Source organism: Mucilaginibacter sp. OK268, assembly GCF_900103125.1.
Taxonomy (GTDB): domain Bacteria; phylum Bacteroidota; class Bacteroidia; order Sphingobacteriales; family Sphingobacteriaceae; genus Mucilaginibacter.
In genome coordinates this window covers 600,681-622,598 of sequence record NZ_FNJV01000002.1, presented here as the reverse complement: position 1 = coordinate 622,598, position 21,918 = coordinate 600,681, and the positions used below count along the sequence as shown (strand labels likewise).

General features: G+C 42.1%; 11 protein-coding genes. All 11 read left to right on the top strand.

Features of this window, described 5'->3' with window-relative positions; genetic code table 11:
* The first annotated feature begins 299 nt into the window (after nucleotides 1–299).
* The 11 genes from BLR84_RS08385 (at nucleotide 300) to BLR84_RS08340 (ending at nucleotide 21,874) form a co-directional block, all read left to right on the top strand.
* Nucleotides 300–4,505 (top strand): hybrid sensor histidine kinase/response regulator transcription factor, encoded by a 4,206-nt coding sequence (locus BLR84_RS08385; protein WP_090466826.1) that lies wholly within the window; start codon nucleotides 300–302, stop codon nucleotides 4,503–4,505.
* Between the two features lie 580 nt (nucleotides 4,506–5,085).
* A complete protein-coding gene (locus BLR84_RS08380; RefSeq protein ID WP_255366887.1) occupies nucleotides 5,086–8,253 on the top strand; it encodes a SusC/RagA family TonB-linked outer membrane protein in 3,168 nt (1,055 codons plus the stop codon).
* Nucleotides 8,254–8,284: 31 nt separating this feature from the next.
* Nucleotides 8,285–9,874, top strand: a complete 1,590-nt coding sequence (locus BLR84_RS08375) for a RagB/SusD family nutrient uptake outer membrane protein (protein WP_090466823.1) — start codon at nucleotides 8,285–8,287, stop codon at nucleotides 9,872–9,874.
* A 24-nt stretch (nucleotides 9,875–9,898) separates the two neighbouring features.
* Entirely contained in the window at nucleotides 9,899–11,413 is a 1,515-nt protein-coding gene (locus BLR84_RS08370; protein ID WP_143013869.1) for a glycan-binding surface protein, read from the top strand.
* Nucleotides 11,414–11,478: 65 nt separating this feature from the next.
* A complete protein-coding gene (locus BLR84_RS08365) occupies nucleotides 11,479–12,948 on the top strand; it encodes a cellulase family glycosylhydrolase (RefSeq protein ID WP_176851999.1) in 1,470 nt (489 codons plus the stop codon).
* Between the two features lie 134 nt (nucleotides 12,949–13,082).
* Entirely contained in the window at nucleotides 13,083–14,870 is a 1,788-nt protein-coding gene (locus BLR84_RS08360) for a family 43 glycosylhydrolase (protein WP_090466819.1), read from the top strand.
* Nucleotides 14,871–15,288: 418 nt separating this feature from the next.
* The gene (locus BLR84_RS08355) at nucleotides 15,289–15,519 is read left to right on the top strand and encodes a hypothetical protein (RefSeq protein ID WP_090466817.1); all 231 of its coding nucleotides are present in this window, start codon (nucleotides 15,289–15,291) and stop codon (nucleotides 15,517–15,519) included.
* 164 nt (nucleotides 15,520–15,683) lie between these two features.
* Nucleotides 15,684–17,840: a glycoside hydrolase family 3 C-terminal domain-containing protein gene (locus BLR84_RS08350; RefSeq protein WP_090466815.1), complete on the top strand. Its 2,157-nt coding sequence runs from the start codon at nucleotides 15,684–15,686 to the stop codon at nucleotides 17,838–17,840.
* Nucleotides 17,841–17,989: 149 nt separating this feature from the next.
* Entirely contained in the window at nucleotides 17,990–19,351 is a 1,362-nt protein-coding gene (locus BLR84_RS08345; protein WP_255366886.1) for a glycoside hydrolase family 43 protein, read from the top strand.
* A 189-nt stretch (nucleotides 19,352–19,540) separates the two neighbouring features.
* Nucleotides 19,541–19,681 carry a beta-galactosidase gene (locus BLR84_RS29665; RefSeq protein ID WP_143013868.1) on the top strand — a complete coding sequence of 47 codons (141 nt, stop codon included), beginning with the start codon at nucleotides 19,541–19,543 and terminating at the stop codon, nucleotides 19,679–19,681.
* A gap of 81 nt (nucleotides 19,682–19,762) precedes the next feature.
* Nucleotides 19,763–21,874: an alpha-L-arabinofuranosidase C-terminal domain-containing protein gene (locus tag BLR84_RS08340; protein ID WP_090466813.1), complete on the top strand. Its 2,112-nt coding sequence runs from the start codon at nucleotides 19,763–19,765 to the stop codon at nucleotides 21,872–21,874.
* The last annotated feature ends 44 nt before the right edge of the window (nucleotides 21,875–21,918 follow it).

The window sequence follows — 21,918 nt, the reverse complement described above, 5'->3', positions numbered from 1 at the left end:
ATCATTTCAAAAACTGTGACTAAGGGCGTGTCGCTGCTTTTTTTAACCGGATGATCCGGATATCCTCCTAAACGACAACCTGTAACAAGCTTTATTTTACTGTAAGTTCAGGCATGGCCCGTACCATAGCATCGGCAGCTCGTTTGCTTCAGAGGCCGGTTATTTATCTTCTGGTGATTAGATAAGGAATTGCCACTTTTATCTCTTTAATTAGGAATTTATCTTACTTTTATGCTATCTAGGTGTACCGGCTTGCCAAGGGCCAGGCTCCTGATTTCGAAGATCTCAACTAAATTTTAATGCGTGTAAAACTTTATATTGTCGTTTCAGTGTTGTTTTTTGCTTACACGAACAATTTTGCGCAAAACAGCCAGTACCAGTTTTCACGGCTCAATATAAGCAACGGGTTATCTCACAACAAGGTTAATTGCATATTTAAAGATCCCAAAGGCTTCATGTGGTTCGGCACGGCTTCGGGCCTTAACCGTTATGACGGTTATACTTTTAAAGTATTTAAGCACGATGTAAATAATAAAAACTCCGTTAATGATGATTACATAACTAATATTTGTGAAGGCCCCGACAAAAAATTATGGGTAATAACCCCAGCTGGATATTCCTTTTATGACCCCGAAACGGAGCAGTTTAACAATGACGTATCGTCAGTGCTCCATGCTTGCAAACTTCCGGAGAATCCGTTCGTTTCCAAAATGCTCCACAACGGGAAAGGCGACTTCTGGTTTTTGTGTCCCGATTCAGGCCTTTACAGGTATAATGAGCTAAAAAAAACTGCCACGCGTTATTATCATCACCATAATTCCAACCCATCATTATATTCAAGTTCTATTACAGACATGGTGCAGGATGCAAGCGGCAATTTATGGCTTGCTTATGACGACGGCGTAGTAGAGCTATTGGATGTAAAACGTAATGCAATTACGTACCATACCGATATTTTTAAAAAAGCTGCCAATAGCAGGGGTAGAGACTACTCGATAACTATTGACAGTGAAGGCGATCTCTGGGTGTTTAACCCCAATATGGATTCCGGCATCTATTATTACAGCCGCCGTACGGGGCGGTTTCGGTACATCACAAAAGAATCGTCAGAAACACCGCTTACATCGAACAACATCACTGACATTATTCAGGCCGACGACGGTCTTATGTGGATCTCCACTGATCATGGCGGAATAAATTTATTGGATAAAAAAAGCGGAAAAATTACTTATCTACTGAACAGGGAAGATGACGCAAAATCGTTAGGACAGAACACTGTTGCGCTTTACAAAGACAACAAAGGCATTATGTGGGCCCGTACGCTTAGAGAGGGGGTAAGTTATTATCATAAAAATATTATCAGGTTCCCGCTGTACAGGCACTTTGCCTCAGATCCCCGGAGTCTTAGTTTTGAAGATGTTAATCAATTCGCTGAGGATAAAAACGGTAATTTATGGATTGGGACCAATGGAGGCGGTTTAATTTATTTTGATCGCAAAACAGGCAAGTTTACCCAGTATAAACACGATCCGGGAAACCCGAACAGCCTCAGCAGTGATATTATTGTAAGCTTATGTATCGACCATGATCAACAACTATGGATAGGCACCTATTTTGGGGGGCTGGATCATTTTGACGGAAGGAAATTTATTCACTACAAACATAATGGCAAGGTGCCCACGAGCATTGCTGATGACCGGGTGTGGAATATTCTGGAAGATTCATCAAACCGGTTATGGATAGGTACTTTTGCGGCAGGTTTGCAAATATTTGACAGAGACAAAAAAATATTTTCGCCTCCCTTTAAGCAAACGGATATCAGGTCGCTATATATATCCGCACTCTTTGAAGACACCAAAGGTAATCTCTGGGTAGGAGGATATTTGGGGATAGATAAAATATTAAAAAATGGACGTCGCGTTATACATTATAGTAAAAAGAAAAGCGACCCTAACAGTTTGATCAATGATGACATCCATAATATCACGCAGGACAGCCGCGGCCTGATGTGGATAGCAACAAGAGACGGACTGAGCATATTAAACCCTGAAACCAATCGTTTTATCTCGCTGACAAAAAAGGACGGGTTGCCCGACAACCAGGTTTTGAATGTATTGGAAGATAACAGGGGGGCCATGTGGCTAAGTACATCAAAAGGGCTGGGCCGGATAACATTGACACCAGGCAATGGCACCTATAAGTTTCAATTTGAAAGCTTTGATGAAACAGATGGCCTGCAGGGCAGAGAGTTCACTGTAAATGCAGCTTTAAAAACCAGTAAAGAGGAATTGGTATTTGGTGGCTCGCACGGCTTCAATATTTTTGACCCACAGAGTATACATACGAATATAGATGAGCCTAAATTAATTTTCACCGATTTTCAGCTATTCAACAAAAGTATAGCAGCCAATGAAGAAGTTGACGGCCATGTCGTATTATCTAAAGCAATTTCGGCCACACAGGAAATAACGCTGAACCACAGCGAAAATGTGTTCACCATTGAATTTGCCGCCTTAAATTTCTTTAACCCCAATAAAATAACGCATCAGTATATGATGGAAGGTTTTGATAAAGGGTGGCTTACTGCAAATAATGCTACCCGGAAAGCTACCTATACTAACCTTGACGGAGGCGATTATACTTTTAAGGTACGGGCTATTGGCCAGGAGGGAAAATGGAAACCCAGCTATATAAAATTAAAAATTAAAGTATTGCCCCCGTTCTGGAAATCTACTTTAGCTTATGTTATTTACCTGTTGCTGATAACCGGGACTCTCTTTTTTATACGCCGGCGCGGAATACAAAAAATAAGAAGGCAATTCATAGCAGAGAAAGAAAAATTCATAGCAGAGAAAGAGAAACAGGAAGCAAAATTGATAATTGAACAAGAGCGGCAGGAGATTAAGCGAATGCAAGATCTTGATCAACTGAAAACTAAATTTTTGACCAACGTAAGTCACGAGTTCAGGACACCGATTTCGCTGATCATGGCACCGGTCGAAAAAATGCTTACCCGCGCTGATCAGGAACAGAAACAACAGTTGGGCATGATTGGAAAAAACGCCAGGCGATTGCTGAACATGGTAAACCAGTTGCTTGATTTTAGGAAGATGGAAGTTCAGGAGTTGAAACTACATAGCCAGCCGGGAGATATTGTGAAGTTCATCAACGAGATATATCTTTCATTTACTGATATCGCTGAACAAAAAGAGATTAATTTTATTTTTGATACAACGATTGATTCGCTGTTTACTGATTTTGACCATGATAAGATAGAAAGGATATTGTTTAACCTGCTATCAAATGCCTTTAAATTTACACTGCCCGGCGGGCAGGTAAGCGTCTTGCTTAATGTAGATAGCGAAACTGGAGACACCCCATTTGAAATTAAGGTGATTGATACCGGTATTGGTATTCCGCATGAAAAACAAGATAAAATTTTCGAACGTTTTTTTCAACACGATATTCCGGAGTCGATGATTAACCAGGGCAGCGGCATCGGCCTTGCAATTACGCATGAGTTTGTGAAGATGCATGGGGGAGAAATAAAGGTTGAGAGTGAGCCTGATCACGGCAGTTGTTTTATCATCAAACTGCCGTTTGTTATCTATAATGATCGGGATATGGACTTGCCATCAGACGATGATATTGATTGCGATAGCGCAAACGAAATTACTCATAATGTGGGTAAAACTATCGTCAAACAGCCGCTATCAAATAAAAGGCAGGTAGTTCTTTTAGTGGAGGATAACGATGACTTTCGCTTTTACCTGAAAGACAATTTAAAAGATGTATTTTTTTTAATCGAAGCTTCGAACGGGAGGGAAGGCTGGCAAAAGGCGTTATCGCAACACCCGGATATTATTGTAAGTGATATCAGCATGCCTGAAATGACAGGAATTGAATTGTGCAAAAAACTAAAGAATGACAAACGTACCTCGCACATTCCCGTTGTACTGTTAACCGCGTTAACGGGTGACGAAGACCAGATAAAGGGCTTGGAAATTGGCGCGAATGATTACATGACAAAACCATTTAATTTTGAAATATTGCTTTCAAAAATCAAAAATATCTTAACCCTTCGGGACACCTATAAACGCACGTACAAAAAGCAGATAGATGTGCAATTGCAGGAAACTCCTTTACAAAATGAAGATGAAAAACTGTTAAGGTGTATTGTTGAATATATAGAATCCAATATAATAAACGAAAGCCTTTCGGTAAAAGAATTAAGCCGCAAGATGAATATGAGCCGGGTATCGCTTTATAAAAAAGTTTTAATGCTTACGGGAAAGTCGCCTGTTGACTTTATCCGTTCTATAAGACTTAAAAAAGCCGTGTATTTGCTTGAAACCAGCCAAATGACGATCAGTCAGATTGGCTATGAAGTTGGCTTTAATTCGCCCAAGTATTTTACAAAAGCATTTAAGGATGAGTATAACATCCCTCCCTCCACCTATGTCAGTTCAATTCGCCAACAGAAACTGGAAGAAAAGAACAGTTAATTAAATTTAACCAATTTATTGATAACCCCTTCTTGTCCGCGTTACCACAGCCAATTAGTTCCGATTTGTTGTCATTTAAGTCAGAACTTCGCGAAAAAAATAAATAAATATGAAAGCGGAGTAGTTTTTAATATGTTAAAATACTGATTTTGAGATTGTTGTAAATTGGTTAACATTTTGGGCTGTATTCATTATCAAATTCGGTATTCCTTTCTTTTTAACAATCATAGTTTCATTCCCCAGAATATAAGTTCAAAGTAATGTGTTTAAAGATGTTGCTTTTAAACAATGTTCCACCAATAACCAATTGGACCAACAGTTAACTTTTTTGAATTAATAAACATGTGTCTGACTGCAACTGAAGTTTTTTAACTGATTGTTCGGGTAGTCGTTTCATGTGAAGAAACTAACAGTAAGTAGTTTCCAAAGACTGTTTTTGGGTATCGGGCGATCTAAAAAGATATGATAACAAAATAAATTATGAATGAGAGAAAAACCAATTAATTACTAACCAAACCAATGAACCAATTATCAAACCTTAAAATCCTTTTAAAAGATGGATAAAAATTTACAAAGAAGAATGAAATACCAGATTTCATTATTTATCACGGGCATGTTTCTTTATTTTTCTGCCCATGCACAAACCGTAAATATTACGGGCAAAATAACAAGCTCCGACGATGGTGCGCCAATACCCGGAGCAAGCATTAAAATTAAAGGGACGGGCCTCGGGTCTATATCCAGTATTGACGGTAGTTATTCCATAGCGGCCGAACCCGGCAAGGTGCTGGTTTTTAACTTTTTAGGCTATTCGCCACAGGAAATAACTGTTAAGCAAGCTGGCGCAATTAATGTCACCCTCAAATCAACATCCAGCAACTTAGACGAGGTTGTTGTTGTTGGCTTTGCTAAGCGAGCAAGAAAAGATATTACTGGCTCAATAAGTTCCATATCGGGTAAAGAATTGAACAAAACCCAACCCACCACGTTTGACCAGGCCCTGCAGGGTAAAGTTGCAGGTGTAGTGGTCCAGCAGGTATCGGGCCAGCCCGGTGGCGGCGTATCTATCCAGATACGTGGCGTGTCTTCAATAAGCGGCTCAAATTCGCCATTGTACGTCATAGATGGTATCATTATTCCACCAGTGGGTGATCCTGGTAGTGGTTCTAATCCATTAAATGCCATCAATCCTTCCGAAATTGAATCAATAGATGTATTGAAAGATGCTTCAGCAACAGCCATATATGGTTCGCAGGCAACCAATGGCGTAGTTGTTATCACTACAAAAAGGGGGAAAGCCGGAGCGCCGCAGATAACTTATGATTTCTATGCCGGTTACCAGGAAATACTAAAGCGGATGCCTACAGTGAATTTGCAGCAGTTTGCTACTATCATTAATGCCCGGGGTATTGTCTGGGGCTTTGATACCAGGCCCCAATTTGCCAACCCTCAATACCTGGGCCCCGGTACCGACTGGCAAAAAGAATTATTCCGGAAGGCTCCGCAGATGAATCACACACTTACAATAAGCGGCGGAGATGCCAGAACCCAATATTTATTATCAACCTCGTATTTTGACCAGGACGGGATAGCCATTGGATCTAATTTTAAAAGATACTCGTTAAGGCTGAATTTAGATAACAAAACCACTAATTGGCTAAAAATAGGTACCAGCCTTCAGTTGGCGCATGTTGATGAAAGTGTAAATTCAACCTCAGGTAATGTAATTGCCACCGCGCTAAGCATTAGCCCTGATGTTCTGGTAAAAAACCCTGATGGTTCCTATGGCGGCGTTACAGACCCCGCCGGTTGGGTAGCACCCATTGCCAACCCGGTGGCATTAGCCCAAATTGTAAAAGACCAGAGAAAGAACAATCAGATATTCGGCAATCTGTACTCCGAAATACAGTTTACCAGAGATATAAACCTGCGAAGTGAACTATCCGGTAATTTCGAATTTAATACGGAAAATAGGTATTCACCAACTTATAGTTTTGGCAAAGGTAGTGTCAGCCGTAATAACGGTTCCTCAAATGCCGGCCAAAATTTTTATATAGCAATACGCAATTTTTTAACTTATAACCATAATTTCAAAAAACTTCATGTTGATGCCTTAGCGGGGCATGAATCGCAGGAGGGAACTTTTGAATATCTTTACGGTGCGCGAAGGAATTTTGCTTCAGACAATGTGCAAGCCCTTAATGGCGGGGATGCCAGCACGGCCACAAACTCGGGCGATAATTCACAATCAACCCCCAATGGCGGCAATGCACAGGAATCCTGGTTCGGCCGTCTCAATTTTTCCTGGGATGACAGGTACCTGCTCACCGGCAATATACGGAATGATGGTTCTTCAAAATTCTCCCCCAATAATCGTTGGGTTACTACCTATTCGGGTGGGTTTGCCTGGAAAATTAACAACGAGGCTTTTTTAAAAGGCGTAAAATCTATCAATGAATTGAAGCTGAGGCTTGGTTATGGGCTTACTAACAATCAAGGTATAGACGGCAATAGTTTTGTAACCCAACTTACATCGGTGCCTAACAGCCTGTCGGGTACAGCGCAGTTTCAAAGCAATCTGGCAAATCCGGATGTGAAGTGGGAAAAAACTGATTATTACAATGCCGGGATCGACGCATCGTTCTGGAATGGGCGGTTAGGTTTTTCAGTAGACGTTTACGACCGCGAAACACACGGCCTTTTATTACGGGTGCCGCTTCCGGAATACTCTGGTACCGTAGATGGTTGGGGGCCGGGGGCTATGAAATCGCCTTTTGCCAATGTCGGCTCGCTAAGTAACAAAGGGGTTGATTTCCAAATCAATTCTACCAATATTATTTCTAAAAATTTCAGTTGGAAATCTACTTTTACCATATCGCGGAACATTAATAAAGTGACCAGTTTAGGTGCAGGTGGAGACATGGCCAACTTAAGCCAAAAATCGTATACAATTAATGATATAATCGAAAAAACAGTAGTAGGCCAGCCCATTGGCGAATTTTATGGCTATATATTTGACGGGATATTTTCAAAGCCAAGTGATTTTCTAACACATGCCCGGCCTACCGACGCTAATGGTAACCCTTATCCAATTTCTTCGGCAGGTGGGGGGATCTGGTACGGCGACCGTATGTTCAAGGATTTGAACGGCGACGGTGTTATCGACTCAAAAGATCAAACCTTTTTGGGCTCCCCCATCCCCAAATTCCAGTATGGTATCAATAATACATTTAACTACAAAAATTTTGACCTGAATATTTTCTTCAGCGGCAGTTATGGCAACAAGGTATTCAATCAAATAGCCATACAGGAAACCGATCCGAGAGGTCAGGCCACTTTTTTCACATCGATGTTAAATTATGCGAAATTGGCTCTGGTAGATCCCAAAGGCTCTGCAACCGATGTTAACAATGTATATGTTACCAACCCCAATACAACGGTTGTAGGACTGAGAAATGATAATACCAATACCAATAACCGACCTAATAGTTTAATGATTGAGGATGGTTCATTCCTGCGATGCAAAAATATCACCTTAGGATATCGCATACCAGAAAGCCTTTTATCCAAAATATCTGTGCGGTCTGTTAGGGTATATGCCAATGTATCCAACTTATTTATAATTACAAAATATAAAGGCATGGATCCTGAGATAGGTTCGTGGAACCCGCTCCAGGCAGGTTGGGACAACGGTTATTACCCGCAGCCAAGAGTATTCACTTTAGGTGCAAACATAACCTTGAAATAATAAAACGATTATCGATTTAAAATATTTGTTTATGAAATCAATTCACAAAATTATCACCATCCTGCTATGTGTTGCCGCAATAGCCGGATGTAAAAAGAGTTTTTTGGACCGCCCGTCCAACTCGCAGATCAGTGCTAATACTTTTTACAAAACCACTTCCGAATTACGGCTGGCTACGGCAAGCCTGTACGCCGGTTCAGAGTGGTTTCAATGGAACACTCAGGGCTACATACCACTTGGCGACGTATTGGCTGGTTCCGCCAGCTTTCCGTATAATGGCGATTTGGTACAGCTTTTTACACGCACTATTACCGCCCAAAATGGCCTTGTAACAAATGGTTGGGTTGGGTTGTACAATGTTATAGCGCAATGTAATACCGTTATCAGTGCCATACAGCAACAGGCATCTTCGTCAATTTCGGCAACAGACAAAAATGCTGCCATAGCTGAGGCAAAATTTATTCGTGCCGTTGCTTATTATCACCTGGCGGTGTATTGGGGGGCTGTGCCCATTGTTGAAGATAACAGTAAACTAATAAAAGATCCGCTGCTTCCTCGCAACATTGTTTCGGATGTGTATAAATTTGTTACTAAAGACCTGACTTACGCAGCGCAAAACCTTCCAAAAACAGATGAAAAAGGCCGGGTAACTACCTGGTCGGCGCAGGGAATGCTGGGCAAAGTATATTTGACGATGGCAGGTTTAGGCAAAAGTGGCAGCCGCGACCAGGCCTTGTTGGACAGTGCCAAAAAGTATGCAGGCAATGTGTGTAAAAATAGCGGGCTAAATTTGTTTCCCAGCTATTATGACCTTTTCAAGGTGCAAAACAACGATAGCCCTGAATCATTGTTCGCGCTCCAGTGGGCCGGAGGTGTGGGTTATGGTATTGGCAATGCCCTGCAACAATATTTTGCGCCAGATGGTAAAGTTACTCCTCAACAACAAGGTGGATGGGAGGGCATAGCGCCAAGCTATGATTTATACCAGATGTATTCGGCTAAGGATACGGTAAGGCGTAAAGCTACTATTGTGCTTACCGGAGATTTTTATCCCGAATTGAATCAAGCCGGTGGTGGTTATACGGCAAAAAATACAGGCCTGAAAAAACACATTGTTGGCACCGAAAAAGATAACAACTTGCCAACAATGGATTCTTGGTCATCTCCCGAACATAATGCAATTCTTAGATTGGCCGATGTGTATTTGGTATATGCCGAAGCTATTTTGGGTAACGATGGTACTACAAGCAATGGTGATGCTCTAAAGTATTTCAATGCTGTGCGGGCAAGGGCCGGCGTGGATATTGTGACTGCAATAACCCCGACTTTACTACGCACGGAAAGAAGGGTTGAACTTGCTTTTGAAGGGCAATATTGGATAGACCTGGTTAGGTATTCTTATTATGATCCAACTAATGCGGTGAAGTTTCTTAATGATCAGGATCTTAATCACGGTCGGATTTCGTTTACTTATGATCCTAAAACGAAGATAGCCAGAAGGGATACTATTGCTCCGCCAGTTACGCTTCCGGCAACTATCGCTTCATTTACGTTGCCAATTCCGTCATCTGAGTTAACCACTGACCCTAAATTGGCGCAGCCGCCGGTACCCTATTATTAATTAAAATATTAAAAATATATTGTTATGAAAAAGAAATCATACTTAAGCTTGTATTTTTTGTCACTTCTTTTGATGATAGTGGCCTTACTGCCAGCTTGTAAAAAGAATGCAGATGTCGGCAGCAGTGCTCCTCCGGTTATTACGTCTATTAAAAGTTATGTAGCCTCACCAAATGACACGGTTTTACACAGCGCCGTGGCAATGGGCCAATGGATAGTAATAACCGGGCAAAATTTGCAAAATGCAACACAAATTTATTTTGATGGAGTTTCCGCCTCTTTTAATGGTGCTTTATTTGCCCCCGGCAGTGCTGTTGTGCAAATACCTAACATACAGTATGCAAAAATTGATACTGCTAAGCTATATACTGTAGACTATAAAACAACAGCCGGCTCAACAACGTTTTCTTTTAAATTAGGCCCGGCGGCACCTGCTGTTTGGACAATTTCCAATATATATGCCAACCCGGGTGATTCTGTTTATGTTTATGGCGCAAATCTGTTTTTCGTTCGAAACTTTTCATATAGGGGTACAGCAATCCCGTCGTTTAAAACAGACACTAACGGGACTTTTATTGGATTTTTGATGCCGGCTGCAACGACCAATGATCGGGTATTGGTAACCACCAAAATCGGTGCGGTGAATTTTAAACTAATTGCGACCCCGGTCATAGCAGGTATTTCCAATGAAAATGCCAACCCGGGTGATTCGGTTTATATTTATGGTAGCTATCTTAAAGGTGTTCAAAAGCTAACTTTTGCCGGTACGCCGGTTACTTCTTATAGTTCATCAAAAAATGGGAGTTATGTTGGCTTCGTTTTACCAACGCTAACGCAAAGTGGGCCGGTATCTGTTACTACAGAGTTTGGCACAGGTACTACCGTGTACAATGTGCACGATCTTGTGCATGGTATAATTGCCAATATGGAAAATGATAAGTGGGGTATGATAGGCTGGGATGGGGGAACCCAAAGTACTGGCAACCCTGCTAATGCTCAATCGTGGCTGCCATACAATCCTGATTTTCCCGGAAATACTTCAAACTTTGCTGTGCTAAAAACCAATATTTTGCAGCCTGGAGAAGGCTATGGTGATGGTTGGCCGCCTGATTATCAACTTGCCTTTGATAAGGAGCAATGGATACCGCAAGCTAATTTGGGCGATTCTATTCAGAATTATGCATTAAAATTTGAAATAAGTATTCCGAAAGCATGGAATGGAGGTGCACTTAATATTAAAGTTAACGGCAAAAATACATTTATTTATCGTTGGGAACCATGGCAAAGATCCGGGACTACTACTACGGTAGCCTACACTACAAAAGGTTGGATGACGCTGACGGTTCCTTTTACGGAGTTCCGTAAAACAGATCTTGATCTGGGCGATGGCAAAGGTGTTGCAATGACACAATTTTCAGATATACTGGATAGTTCAGGAAATGGTACATGCTTTATATGGTTACATAACTATGGCGGTTTCAATACAGCAACCGGCTTTTATGGCGCTGTTGATAACTTGAGAGTTGTAAAAATTAAATAAGCTAAAGCCCCACGGCAGCATATCGGCGTGGGGCTTTTCAACTGATTAAAAAGATTAAGACAAAAATGAAAAAAAACAAATTTTTTAAATCCTTAGTATTTCTTACTACGATTATTGCCCTTTTAGCATGCAAAAAGGCGAAAACTCCGGACCCGCAACTAACAGTTAGTGCACCCACCATAAATTTTACAGGGGATGGTGGAAGCCAGGACATAACCGTTGCAGTTAATGCCGATTGGAGCGTCGACAACCCTGCTTTTTCTTGGTTGCAATTAAGTACAACATCAGGCAAAAGCGGCAGCACTGTTATTCATTTGACAACATTATCACAAAATGCTACAACGGCATCCCGCTCTGGTATTTTATTCATAAGTTCTTCCAATGGCCAGGCAAGGAGGGTGATAGTTTCTCAGGCCCCCACCATATACCCAAGTTATAATACAATCCCGATAGCGCCAGATATGACTGGAGTGACCAGTACTGCCGTGCAACTGGCTGCAAAAATGAGTACTGGAATGGGAATGAATTTTGGCAATACCATGGACTCCCCGAACGACGGTGATTGGGTGTCTGGTAAAATTACCGATGCGCAGGTGAAATTTGTAAAACAAATAGGTTTCAGTGCTGTACGGATTCCCATGAACTGGGTTTGGACCCATTTAAGCGATCGGAAAACGGCAAGAATTGACCCTGCATGGCTTGCGAGGGTGAAAGAAGTGGTTGGATATTGTGTGAATAATGGTGTGTATGTGATAGTAAATGCTCACGCGGATCTTGGCTGGCTGGAAGATAATGTCAATGCCATAAAGAAAGATTCCGTTAATGCAATGCAAAAGGCGATTTGGGAGCAGATTGCTACAACCTTGCGTGATTTTGACGAGCACCTTATATTTGCCGGCACGAATGAAGCCAAGGCTGATAATGCCGAGCAGATGACCATACTCAATGGTTATCACGAAACATTCATCAAAGCAGTTCGCTCTACCGGAGGCAGGAACGCCTATCGGGTGCTGGTTGTTCAGGGGCCTCACACTGATATTACTGACACCCATGCTTTGATGACTACTATGCCTCACGACCCGGTACCTAACAAGTTGATGCTCGAGGTGCACGACTATACGCCTTTTCAATTTACTCTAATGGATGCAGATGCAAGCTGGGGCAAGATGGTTTACTACTGGGGGGCTGGGAATCATTCAACTATTGAGCCAGACCGCAACGCCACCGGTGAAGAGGAGGACGTGATCGCTGCTCGAGACCAATTGATGAAACAGGATTTTGTTGATAAAGGTATCCCTGTGGTGCTGGGTGAATATTCAACCGCGAGGAGAACTGACCCCAACAAGCCTATGCCTAAGGATACGTTGATGCACAACAGGTCTGTGGATTACTGGACAAAATATGTGACCAAAACGGCTAAAACGAATGGTATGCTGCCATTTTTTTGGGAGGTAGGGCAAATGTTAGACAGGGCTAATAATGTGGTAAAGGACCAGCGTATGTTTAATGCCCTCGTAGCTGGATATAAAAAGTAATGTTGGATTAAAAGCATTACTGGAACTGCGGTACTGTGAACGGGTTAGACAGTACCGCTTTCTGCTTGACGTATGTGATTGGTATTGATTGTGAAAAGATAAATTAAAATAACAAAAATGAACAATGTAATAATATGAAAAAGGGTCACGGTATATTTTTAGGCTTACTATTGTTGGCCCCATTGCTTTCTTTTTCCTGTAAGAAGAAAGGGATTGAGCCTCAATTCACTGTTTCTTCTGTGCAAATTGTTTTTGAGTCGGAAGGAAGTAATTCTGATGTTTCTATCACTACAAATGGTAATTGGACAGCGACAGCCAACGTCTCATCTCCATGGTTCACCATAAGTCAGTCATCGGGAGGCCCGGGAAATGTTACGCTTAAATTAATTGCGAACGCTAACAACACGGGGGCTGGCCGCGAGGCGATAGTGACTATCACAGCTTCGAATGGTGATACCAGGCAAATTCAAGTTTCACAGCCAGATAATCAAGATCTGGAAGCAAAATTCGCAAAAGTTTCGCCGAAACTTCTCACCAATAATGGGAATCCTTTATTAGATTTTATGTTTACCGCCGACCCAACAGCTATAGTATACAATGGAAGAGTTTATGTGTATGCCACAAATGATAATCAACAGTTTGAGAAGGTAGGAAAGGATGGGAAAAATACTTACGCGTATATCCGTTCACTGGTCATGATGTCTTCCGCTGATATGGTTAACTGGACTTATCATGGCGTCATAAATACTGCAAAGCTGGCGCCATGGACTTTTACGTCCTGGGCGCCTTCCATTACATCCAGACTGGAAGTAGATGGTAAGACGCACTTCTATTTGTATTACTCCAATAGCGGTGCTGGCTCAGCCGTGCTTACTTCCACCTCTCCCGTTGGCCCTTGGAAAGACCCATTAGGAAAGAACATAGTCGACCACTCTGTCCCCGGTGTGGATGTCGATGTTCCATTCGATCCAGGAGTTGTGATTGACGGTCAAGGTACAGGCTGGCTGGTTTTTGGAGCCGGAACGCCTAAAACAACATATATGCCGGATAATGCCAGAATCGTCAAATTAGGAGCAGATATGATCAGTTTGGCAGGCAATATTTCTAAGATACCCGCTCCTTATTTTAATGAGGCCAGCGACCTTAACTTTATCAATGGAACCTGGGTTTATAGCTATTGTACAAATTGGGATGCACGCACTGTATGGCCTTATAGCAATATTGCTAAACCAACCGCATGCAACATATCTTATGTGACGAGTAAAACACCCTTAGATCCAAATAGTTGGCAATATCGCGATAATTACTTTAAGAATCCTGGCGAAAACGTGGGTGATAACGTGGGGCCTTTGACAAACAATCACTCTCACTTATTCAAGTTTAACCAGAAATATTATTTTGCTTACCATGCCATGTATTTACAGGATTATTTTAACACTACGGGTGGTTTTCGTAATGTGGGTATCGAAGAAGCACCGGTGGAAGAAGGCAATGGTGTGAATATCCCCATGGTCAACGCAACTTTTAAAGGTGCGTCACAAACTAACCTATTAAATCCATTCGTTCTGCAGCAAGCAGAAACCACTGCAGGCACTTCGGGGCACGTCCAGTTCGATACTACTAGTGTTGTGGGTAATATGGTTGCCAAAGGACAAATTGATAAACAATGTCTCATGGTTCGGGGAGCCGATTTTAACAAACAGATTCCTGCCAAATTCGAAGCTCGGGTGAAAGGAACAGGTACTATTGATGTTTATGTAAATAATCTTAAAGGCCCTGCTCTTGTTTCCCTTATGTGTGATGTGAAGGACTGGACTACGCTCTCAAAGAAAATAGAACTGAACATACCTAAAGGAGTGGGGAATATCTATTTTGTATTTTATGGAGAGGGTTTTTTGTTTGATGAATGGAAATTTTATTAAGTCCGGTTGCTGGTTTATTGATGCTATTTATAAGTAGATGTTCGATCCAAACGGGCTGTTACTGCCGATTCGGTGAAACCGTTAATCCTTTCTTGGGGGAGCCAGGTAAGGTGCTTGATCAGCGTATGATGGATGCCCTTAAAGCAGGATATAAACAGTAATGTTGGATTAAAGCTTTTTCTGGAATAGCGGTACTGTGAACATATTAGACAGTACCTTTTTCTGATGAGCTAAACTTTAAAAAATTAAATAAGAGAGAGTTTAGTTGTTTATAAGTAGATGCCTGGGGCCCTTACCGAGAGGTCCCGGCATTTTTTAACTCTGACAATTCTGTTTTCAACATGACGGAAATCAACAGTGATCTATTTGAACACATGACGGTTGCCGCGGCAAATGATACCTGGCTAAAAAAGACGATATGGGAAATCAAATTATTTCAAAAGCGCCGGAATTAGATGAAAGTGAAATTAAAGCTTTGATAGAGAATTTTGATACGATTGGGGTGTTGCTTAAGGAGCACATTACCATCTTCAGTAACCCTATCGTAACGCAGGAATCTAAAAAAATGTGTAACGAGGGCCTGGTTCTTATTAAGAAGTTCACTCAAAAATGTTTAGAACATTATGGGATGCGTTACCTTTCAAAATAAGATTTCAACTACATGCTATGTGGAATATAGGCAGGCTCGCTCAGTTAAACAGGGAACAAGTTGAAAAATTAAAACAAGAAAATGGCTCGCCTTAAAGCAGGGCCTGTTGAAAATTACAGCCGCAAATAAAAAGCATCGATAAAAAGAAAAGAAATAATATTTATATGAAATATACCATTGCCTGTTTTATGGCATTTTGCGTGGCCGGCGGAGTTTCGGCACAAAATAAAAGTGAGGTTGCGCTTAAAGCGAAGATCAATGGCATCGTCAGCAAAATGACACTGGAAGAAAAAATAGAAATGCTTCATGGAAACGCGCTATTTTCTTCCGCAGGTGTAAGTCGTTTGGGTATCCCGGAGCTTACGTGCGATGATGGCCCCTTGGGCGTACGCGAAGAGATAAAGCGTTTTGATTGGGCGTCGGCTAACTGGACAACCGATTCTGCTACATTTTTACCAAATGGTTCGGCAATAGCGGCCACCTGGAATCCCGTAATGGCCAACCGGTATGGCGTAGTTATAGGGGAGGAAGCCAATGCCCGTAAAAAGAATGTGATGCTTGCACCGGCATTCAATATTTGCAGGATGCCCCTTTGCGGCCGTACCTATGAATATTATTCGGAAGATCCCTATTTAAACAGCCAATTGGCCGTTCAATCTGTAAAAGGAATTCAAAGCCAGCATGTAGCAGCCTGTATAAAACATTTTGCCGCCAATAACCAGGAACTTAACCGCGATAGCGTAAATACGATAGTTGATGAAAGAGCTTTGCGCGAAATTTATTTTCCGGCATTTAAAGCAGCCGTACAGCAGGGTAATGCTTACACCATTATGTCGGCCTACAATAAGCTGAATGGTTATTGGTGTTCCGAGAATGACTATTTATTGAATAAAGTGCTGAAAAACGAATGGGGCTTTAAAGGGGCTGTCATTTCAGACTGGGGCGGTGTACACCATACCGTTGCAGCGGCCAACAACGGGCTGGACATTGAAATGGGATCAAGCGGACCGTATGATCAATGGTATTTTGCCCAACCCTTACTAAAAGCTGTTAAAGAAGGCCGGGTTCCGGTAAAAACAATTGACGATAAGGTACGCAGGATTTTGTGGGTAATCTACCACACCTCCATGAGTACCAATCATCCCAAAGGATCAATTGCTACGGCGGCGCATGCCAAAGCCGCCTATGATATCGCCTCAGAATCCATTGTTTTGCTTAAAAACGACAACCATTTGTTGCCTTTAAAAGCGGGTAACATTAAAAGCATCGCCGTCATCGGCGATAATGCCGTCCGCACATTTGCTTTGGGCGGGTATGGCGCCGGTGTAAAAGCTAAATATGAGGTTACCGCGTTGGCGGGCATAAAATCAAGGTTCGGCAAAATAGCCAGTATTAGCTTTGCCCAGGGCTATAAAGCAAACTACCTGGCAAGTAATAGTGACGAACAAAATCGTGGTTATGACCAACCTGATCAAAAACTGATTGACGAGGCGGTGGCGCGTGCAAAAACCAGCGATGTTGCCATTTTATGTATCGGTTCCAATCGTGAATATGAAAGTGAAGGTCATGACCGTAAAAGCCTGGAACTGCCTTTTGGGGAGCAGGCATTAGTTAACGCGGTTAGTGCAGTTAACCCGAATACCATTATTGTGATAATGGCCGGCGCACCGTATGATCTGAATGACATCAAAAAAAACAACCATGCGGTTGTTTGGTCGTGGTTTAACGGTTCAGAAGCCGGTAATGCACTGGCCGACGTATTAAAAGGTGTTGTAAACCCATCAGGCAAATTGCCATTTACTTTTCCAGTATCGTTAAAAGATTCTCCCGCTTTCGCTTTAAATACTTATCCGGGTAAAGGCGCTACGGCCGAATATAAAGAGGGCATACTGGTTGGATACCGCTGGTACGATACCAAGAAGATTCAACCGGAATTTCCTTTTGGTTACGGGCTCTCCTATACTGATTTTTCTGTCAATCATTTTTCCGCTGATAAAACAACTTATGGGAAAAATGAAACCATCCGAGCGAAATTCACCATCAAAAATACAGGCAGCCGTTACGGTGCCGAGGTTGTGCAATTGTATGTAAGTGATCCGGTTTGTTCTGTTTTGCGGCCTGAAAAAGAGCTTAAAGGATTCAAAAAGATATTTTTAAATCCCGATGAAACAAAAATAGTAGAACTGGATGTAAAGGTTAGTGATCTGGCATTTTATGATGAAGGAAAAAAATCATGGAATACCGAAGCCGGTGAATACATTCTTCAGTTAGGTAATTCATCACGCAATATTTCAAAAACAGTAAAAATCCGGGTTAAATAAACCCATTTCAGCAGTGTGAAGTTTATGGAAAATCTGTGAACTGGACATACAGGTTATCAGGAATACCGATAAACTCAGAAATAGTTTTCAGTGGAAATGGCCTGTTGGCCTTGTAAATAAGTGTAAGAAAACAATTAATAATATTGACTTTGACGAAGAAAAAAATATTACCCATTTCAGGTTTGTGCCTGTTCCTGTTCACAGCAACAAATTTGAAAGCGCAAAACCCAATTATCCAAACCAGGTTTACTGCCGATCCGGCACCCATGGTGTACCACGACACCGTATTTTTGTATACAGGCCACGACGAGGATAAAGCTACAACGTTCACGATGAATGATTGGCACTTATTTTCAACCATAGATATGGTGAATTGGACCGACAGGGGCGCACCGTTATCGTTAAAAACATTTTCATGGATAAAAACAGATGCCTGGGCCGGCCAGTGTATTTTTCGTAATGGTAAATTTTACTGGTATGTGCCAATGAACCGGGCTGACGGCAAAGGTATGGCTATTGGGGTAGCCGTTGGCACAACACCCGAAGGGCCATTTATTGATGCCATTGGTCATCCCTTAACTTATACTGGCCTTGGCGATATTGACCCTACGGTATTTATAGATACCGATGGCCAGGCTTATCTGTATTGGGGAAACCCACAGTTGTTTTATGTGAAATTAAATCAGGATATGATCTCTTATTCAGGAGAGATACAAAAAGTCCTGCTTACAGAGCAAGGGTTTGGGAAACGTACCGGGGATTCCAACCGTTTAACCCAATACGAGGAAGGGCCCTGGTTTTATAAACGAAAAAAAATGTACTATATGGTATATCCTGCCGGTGGTGTGCCGGAGCATATAGCTTATTCTACCAGTACCGGGCCAACTGGTCCGTGGGTATACCGGGATACACTTATGCGCATTATTAAGAAAGGCGGCACATTTACAAACCACCCTGGGATGATAGATTACCATGGTAAATCATACTTTTTTTATCATAACGGAGCTTTACCGGGCGGAGGGGGCTTTACAAGGTCGGTTTGTGTTGATCAATTTACTTATCAACCTGACGGTACAATTCCTATGATCACCCCTACTACCGAAGGCGTGATCAAAGCAGTAAGGAACCTGGATCCTTTTGTTCGTCAGGAGGCTGAAACAATAGCCTGGGAATCGGGTGTTAATACCGCAACAGGTAATAATGGAATGTACGTAACAAATATAGATAGTGGTGATTATATTAAAGTGCGAAGTGTGGATTTTAAAAGTGACCCAAATGCATTTTATGCGAATGTGGCAGCAAATACTGATGGAGGTATAATAGAGATACGCATTGACAGGTCTGACGGTTTCTTACTGGGCACTTTATCCATAAAAAACACAGGCGGTTTGGAAATATGGGGAACCCAATCTGTTGCGGTAAACAAAGCAAGGGGTATTCATGATGTATACTTTGTGTTTAAAGGTGGCCAGGGGCATTTGTTTAATTTCAACTGGTGGAAATTCAATTAGAAATAAATAAGGGGGCTTAAGAATTCAATTAATGTAAAGAATAATCGAAGTCGATGGATTTCGGCTTCTGTGGCACGATGGGACGGGACAAAATCTTAAAATAACTATGTTTTTAAAAAAGGAGAGTCTTTTAGTCATGGTCGTGCTTTTAGCAGGTCAATATTCTACCATTGACAATTTTAATAAAGCATGATGACGCAATGTTGGTACAGATGGATTAATGAATTTGATAAAGTTAGGCTACCCCGTGAAAAAAACGATGCGCCGGAGAAAATACTGGATTTCAGGTGTTTTATTTCAGACGAAGTTAACCAGTTTGCCAATGTTTGAGTGCATTACGAATAATGCAAATACCCCGTTGGCTCTATAAAATAAGTGTAAAAAACACAATAAATAATATTAAATTTCACAATGAAAAAGTTATTACCCATTTCAAGTTTGTGCCTGTTCCTGTTCACTGCAACAAGCTTAAAAGCGCAAAACCCTAAGCTTACGCTTGATTTAACTAAACCCGGCGCAAATGTAAGTCCGCAACTGTATGGGTTGATGACAGAGGAGATCAACCATTCGTACGATGGGGGCTTGTATGCCGAGCTGATCAAAAACAGGATATTTAAGGACAACCCAAATACGCCGGAAGCCTGGAGTGTAATCAAGGAAGGTAGTGCGAAGGCCACAATTCAATTAGTTGCCGCAAACCCCAACTATGTACCTGCAGATGAGCGGCGCCATGCAATTAATGGCGCGTTAACAACCTGTTTAAGACTATTGGTGGATACAGGCGGTGGCCGTGCCGGTATTGCAAATGAAGGTTATTGGGGCATACCTGTTTTGCCTAATACAACTTATAACGCTTCTTTTTATATTAAAGGTATGGAAAGCAAGCCGTTGACCGAGCAATGGGCTCCCGCGCCTAAAACTGCAGTTCCGGTAATTGCTGATAACACGGCCGGGCCTATAACCGTAAGTATAGAAAGTAATGACGGTAAAACAATATATGCTTCGGGGACTATTAATTTGGTAAAAAGCGCCTTTTGGAAAAAATATGAACTTAAATTAACAACCGGCGCTGGCGTTAAACCAACAACTGACGCCCGTTTTGTTATTTCAACAAACCGTACCGGGGTTTATTATTTTAACCTCGTCTCGTTATTTCCGCCAACTTATCATAATCGCCCGAATGGGAACCGGATAGACCTCATGAAATTATTGGCTGATATGAAACCCCGCTTTTTACGTTTCCCCGGTGGTAATTTCCTTGAAGGCCCAAAATTGACCGATGCATTTCCGTGGAAGACTACTTTGGGACCGCTTGAGGGGCGGCCCGGTCATACCGGCTCATGGGGTTACCGCCCGACTGACGGAATGGGCTTACTTGAATTTTTAGAATGGTGCGAAGACCTGAAAATGGAACCGCTGCTTGCCGTTTATGCCGGCTATTCACTCGATGGCGACCATGTAGACGCAGGCCCGCTTTTAAAGCCATATGTAGACGATGCGCTTGATGAAATTGAATATGTTACGGGCGATGTAAGCACGTACTGGGGCGCTAAGCGTGCGGCAGATGGGCACCCGGCGCCCTTTAAACTCAGCTATGTGGAGATTGGTAACGAAGACGGGTTTGACGCGTCTGGCAGTTACGACGGACGTTTTGCCCAGTTTTATGATGCCATTAAAGTCAAATATCCTAACCTTCACTGTATTGCAAGCATCGGCGGTAAGGACTGGCTTGGGACCAGGGGTAAATTAACCATTCGCAAGCCCGAAATTGTAGATGAACATTACTACCGCAATGCCTGGGGGATGGAAGAGGATGCAGCACATTATGATAACTACGACCGCAATGGATATAAAGTGTTTGTAGGTGAATGGGCAACAACGGAAGGCATGCCCACCACCACTTTGAATGCCGCCCTCGGTGATGCCGCCTGGATGACGGGCATGGAACGTAACTCAGACCTCGTTATCCGCTCATGCTACGCGCCTTTATTTGCAAATGTAAATAAGGCTACCGCAACCGCGCCGAAAGCATGGCAATGGGAGTCAAACCTGATAGGTTATGATGCTTTAAAAAGCTTTGGTTCACCCTCGTACTATGTACAAGTAATGTTTAACAGCTATATCGGCAATAAAGTAGTGCCAATAGCGGGCGCCAATATACCAACCCAAACGCGGCCTGCCACCAAGCAGGACAGCGCGGCGAACAACATGCCCAAACCTATACCAGGCATGTTTTATGTAGCTACCCAGGACACCAAAACGGGGAAACTTTTTCTTAAAGTAGTAAATGCAACAGGAAAGCGGCAAAAGGTTGATATTGATTTAAAGGGGGCCGGAAATTTATCATCAGAGGGTACCCTGGTAGTCATAAAAGGTGACAAACCCGAAGATACGAACACGATCAGCGACCCCAAAAAAATAGTTCCGGTTACCTCCAAAATAAAAGTGGCCGGCGCCAAATTTACAAGGACTTTCGATCCATATTCAGTAAGCATGCTTCAAATAAATACATTAACTAAATAATTAAAACCAGGTAAGAATACCAGGACAAAAAAAACAAATGTCAA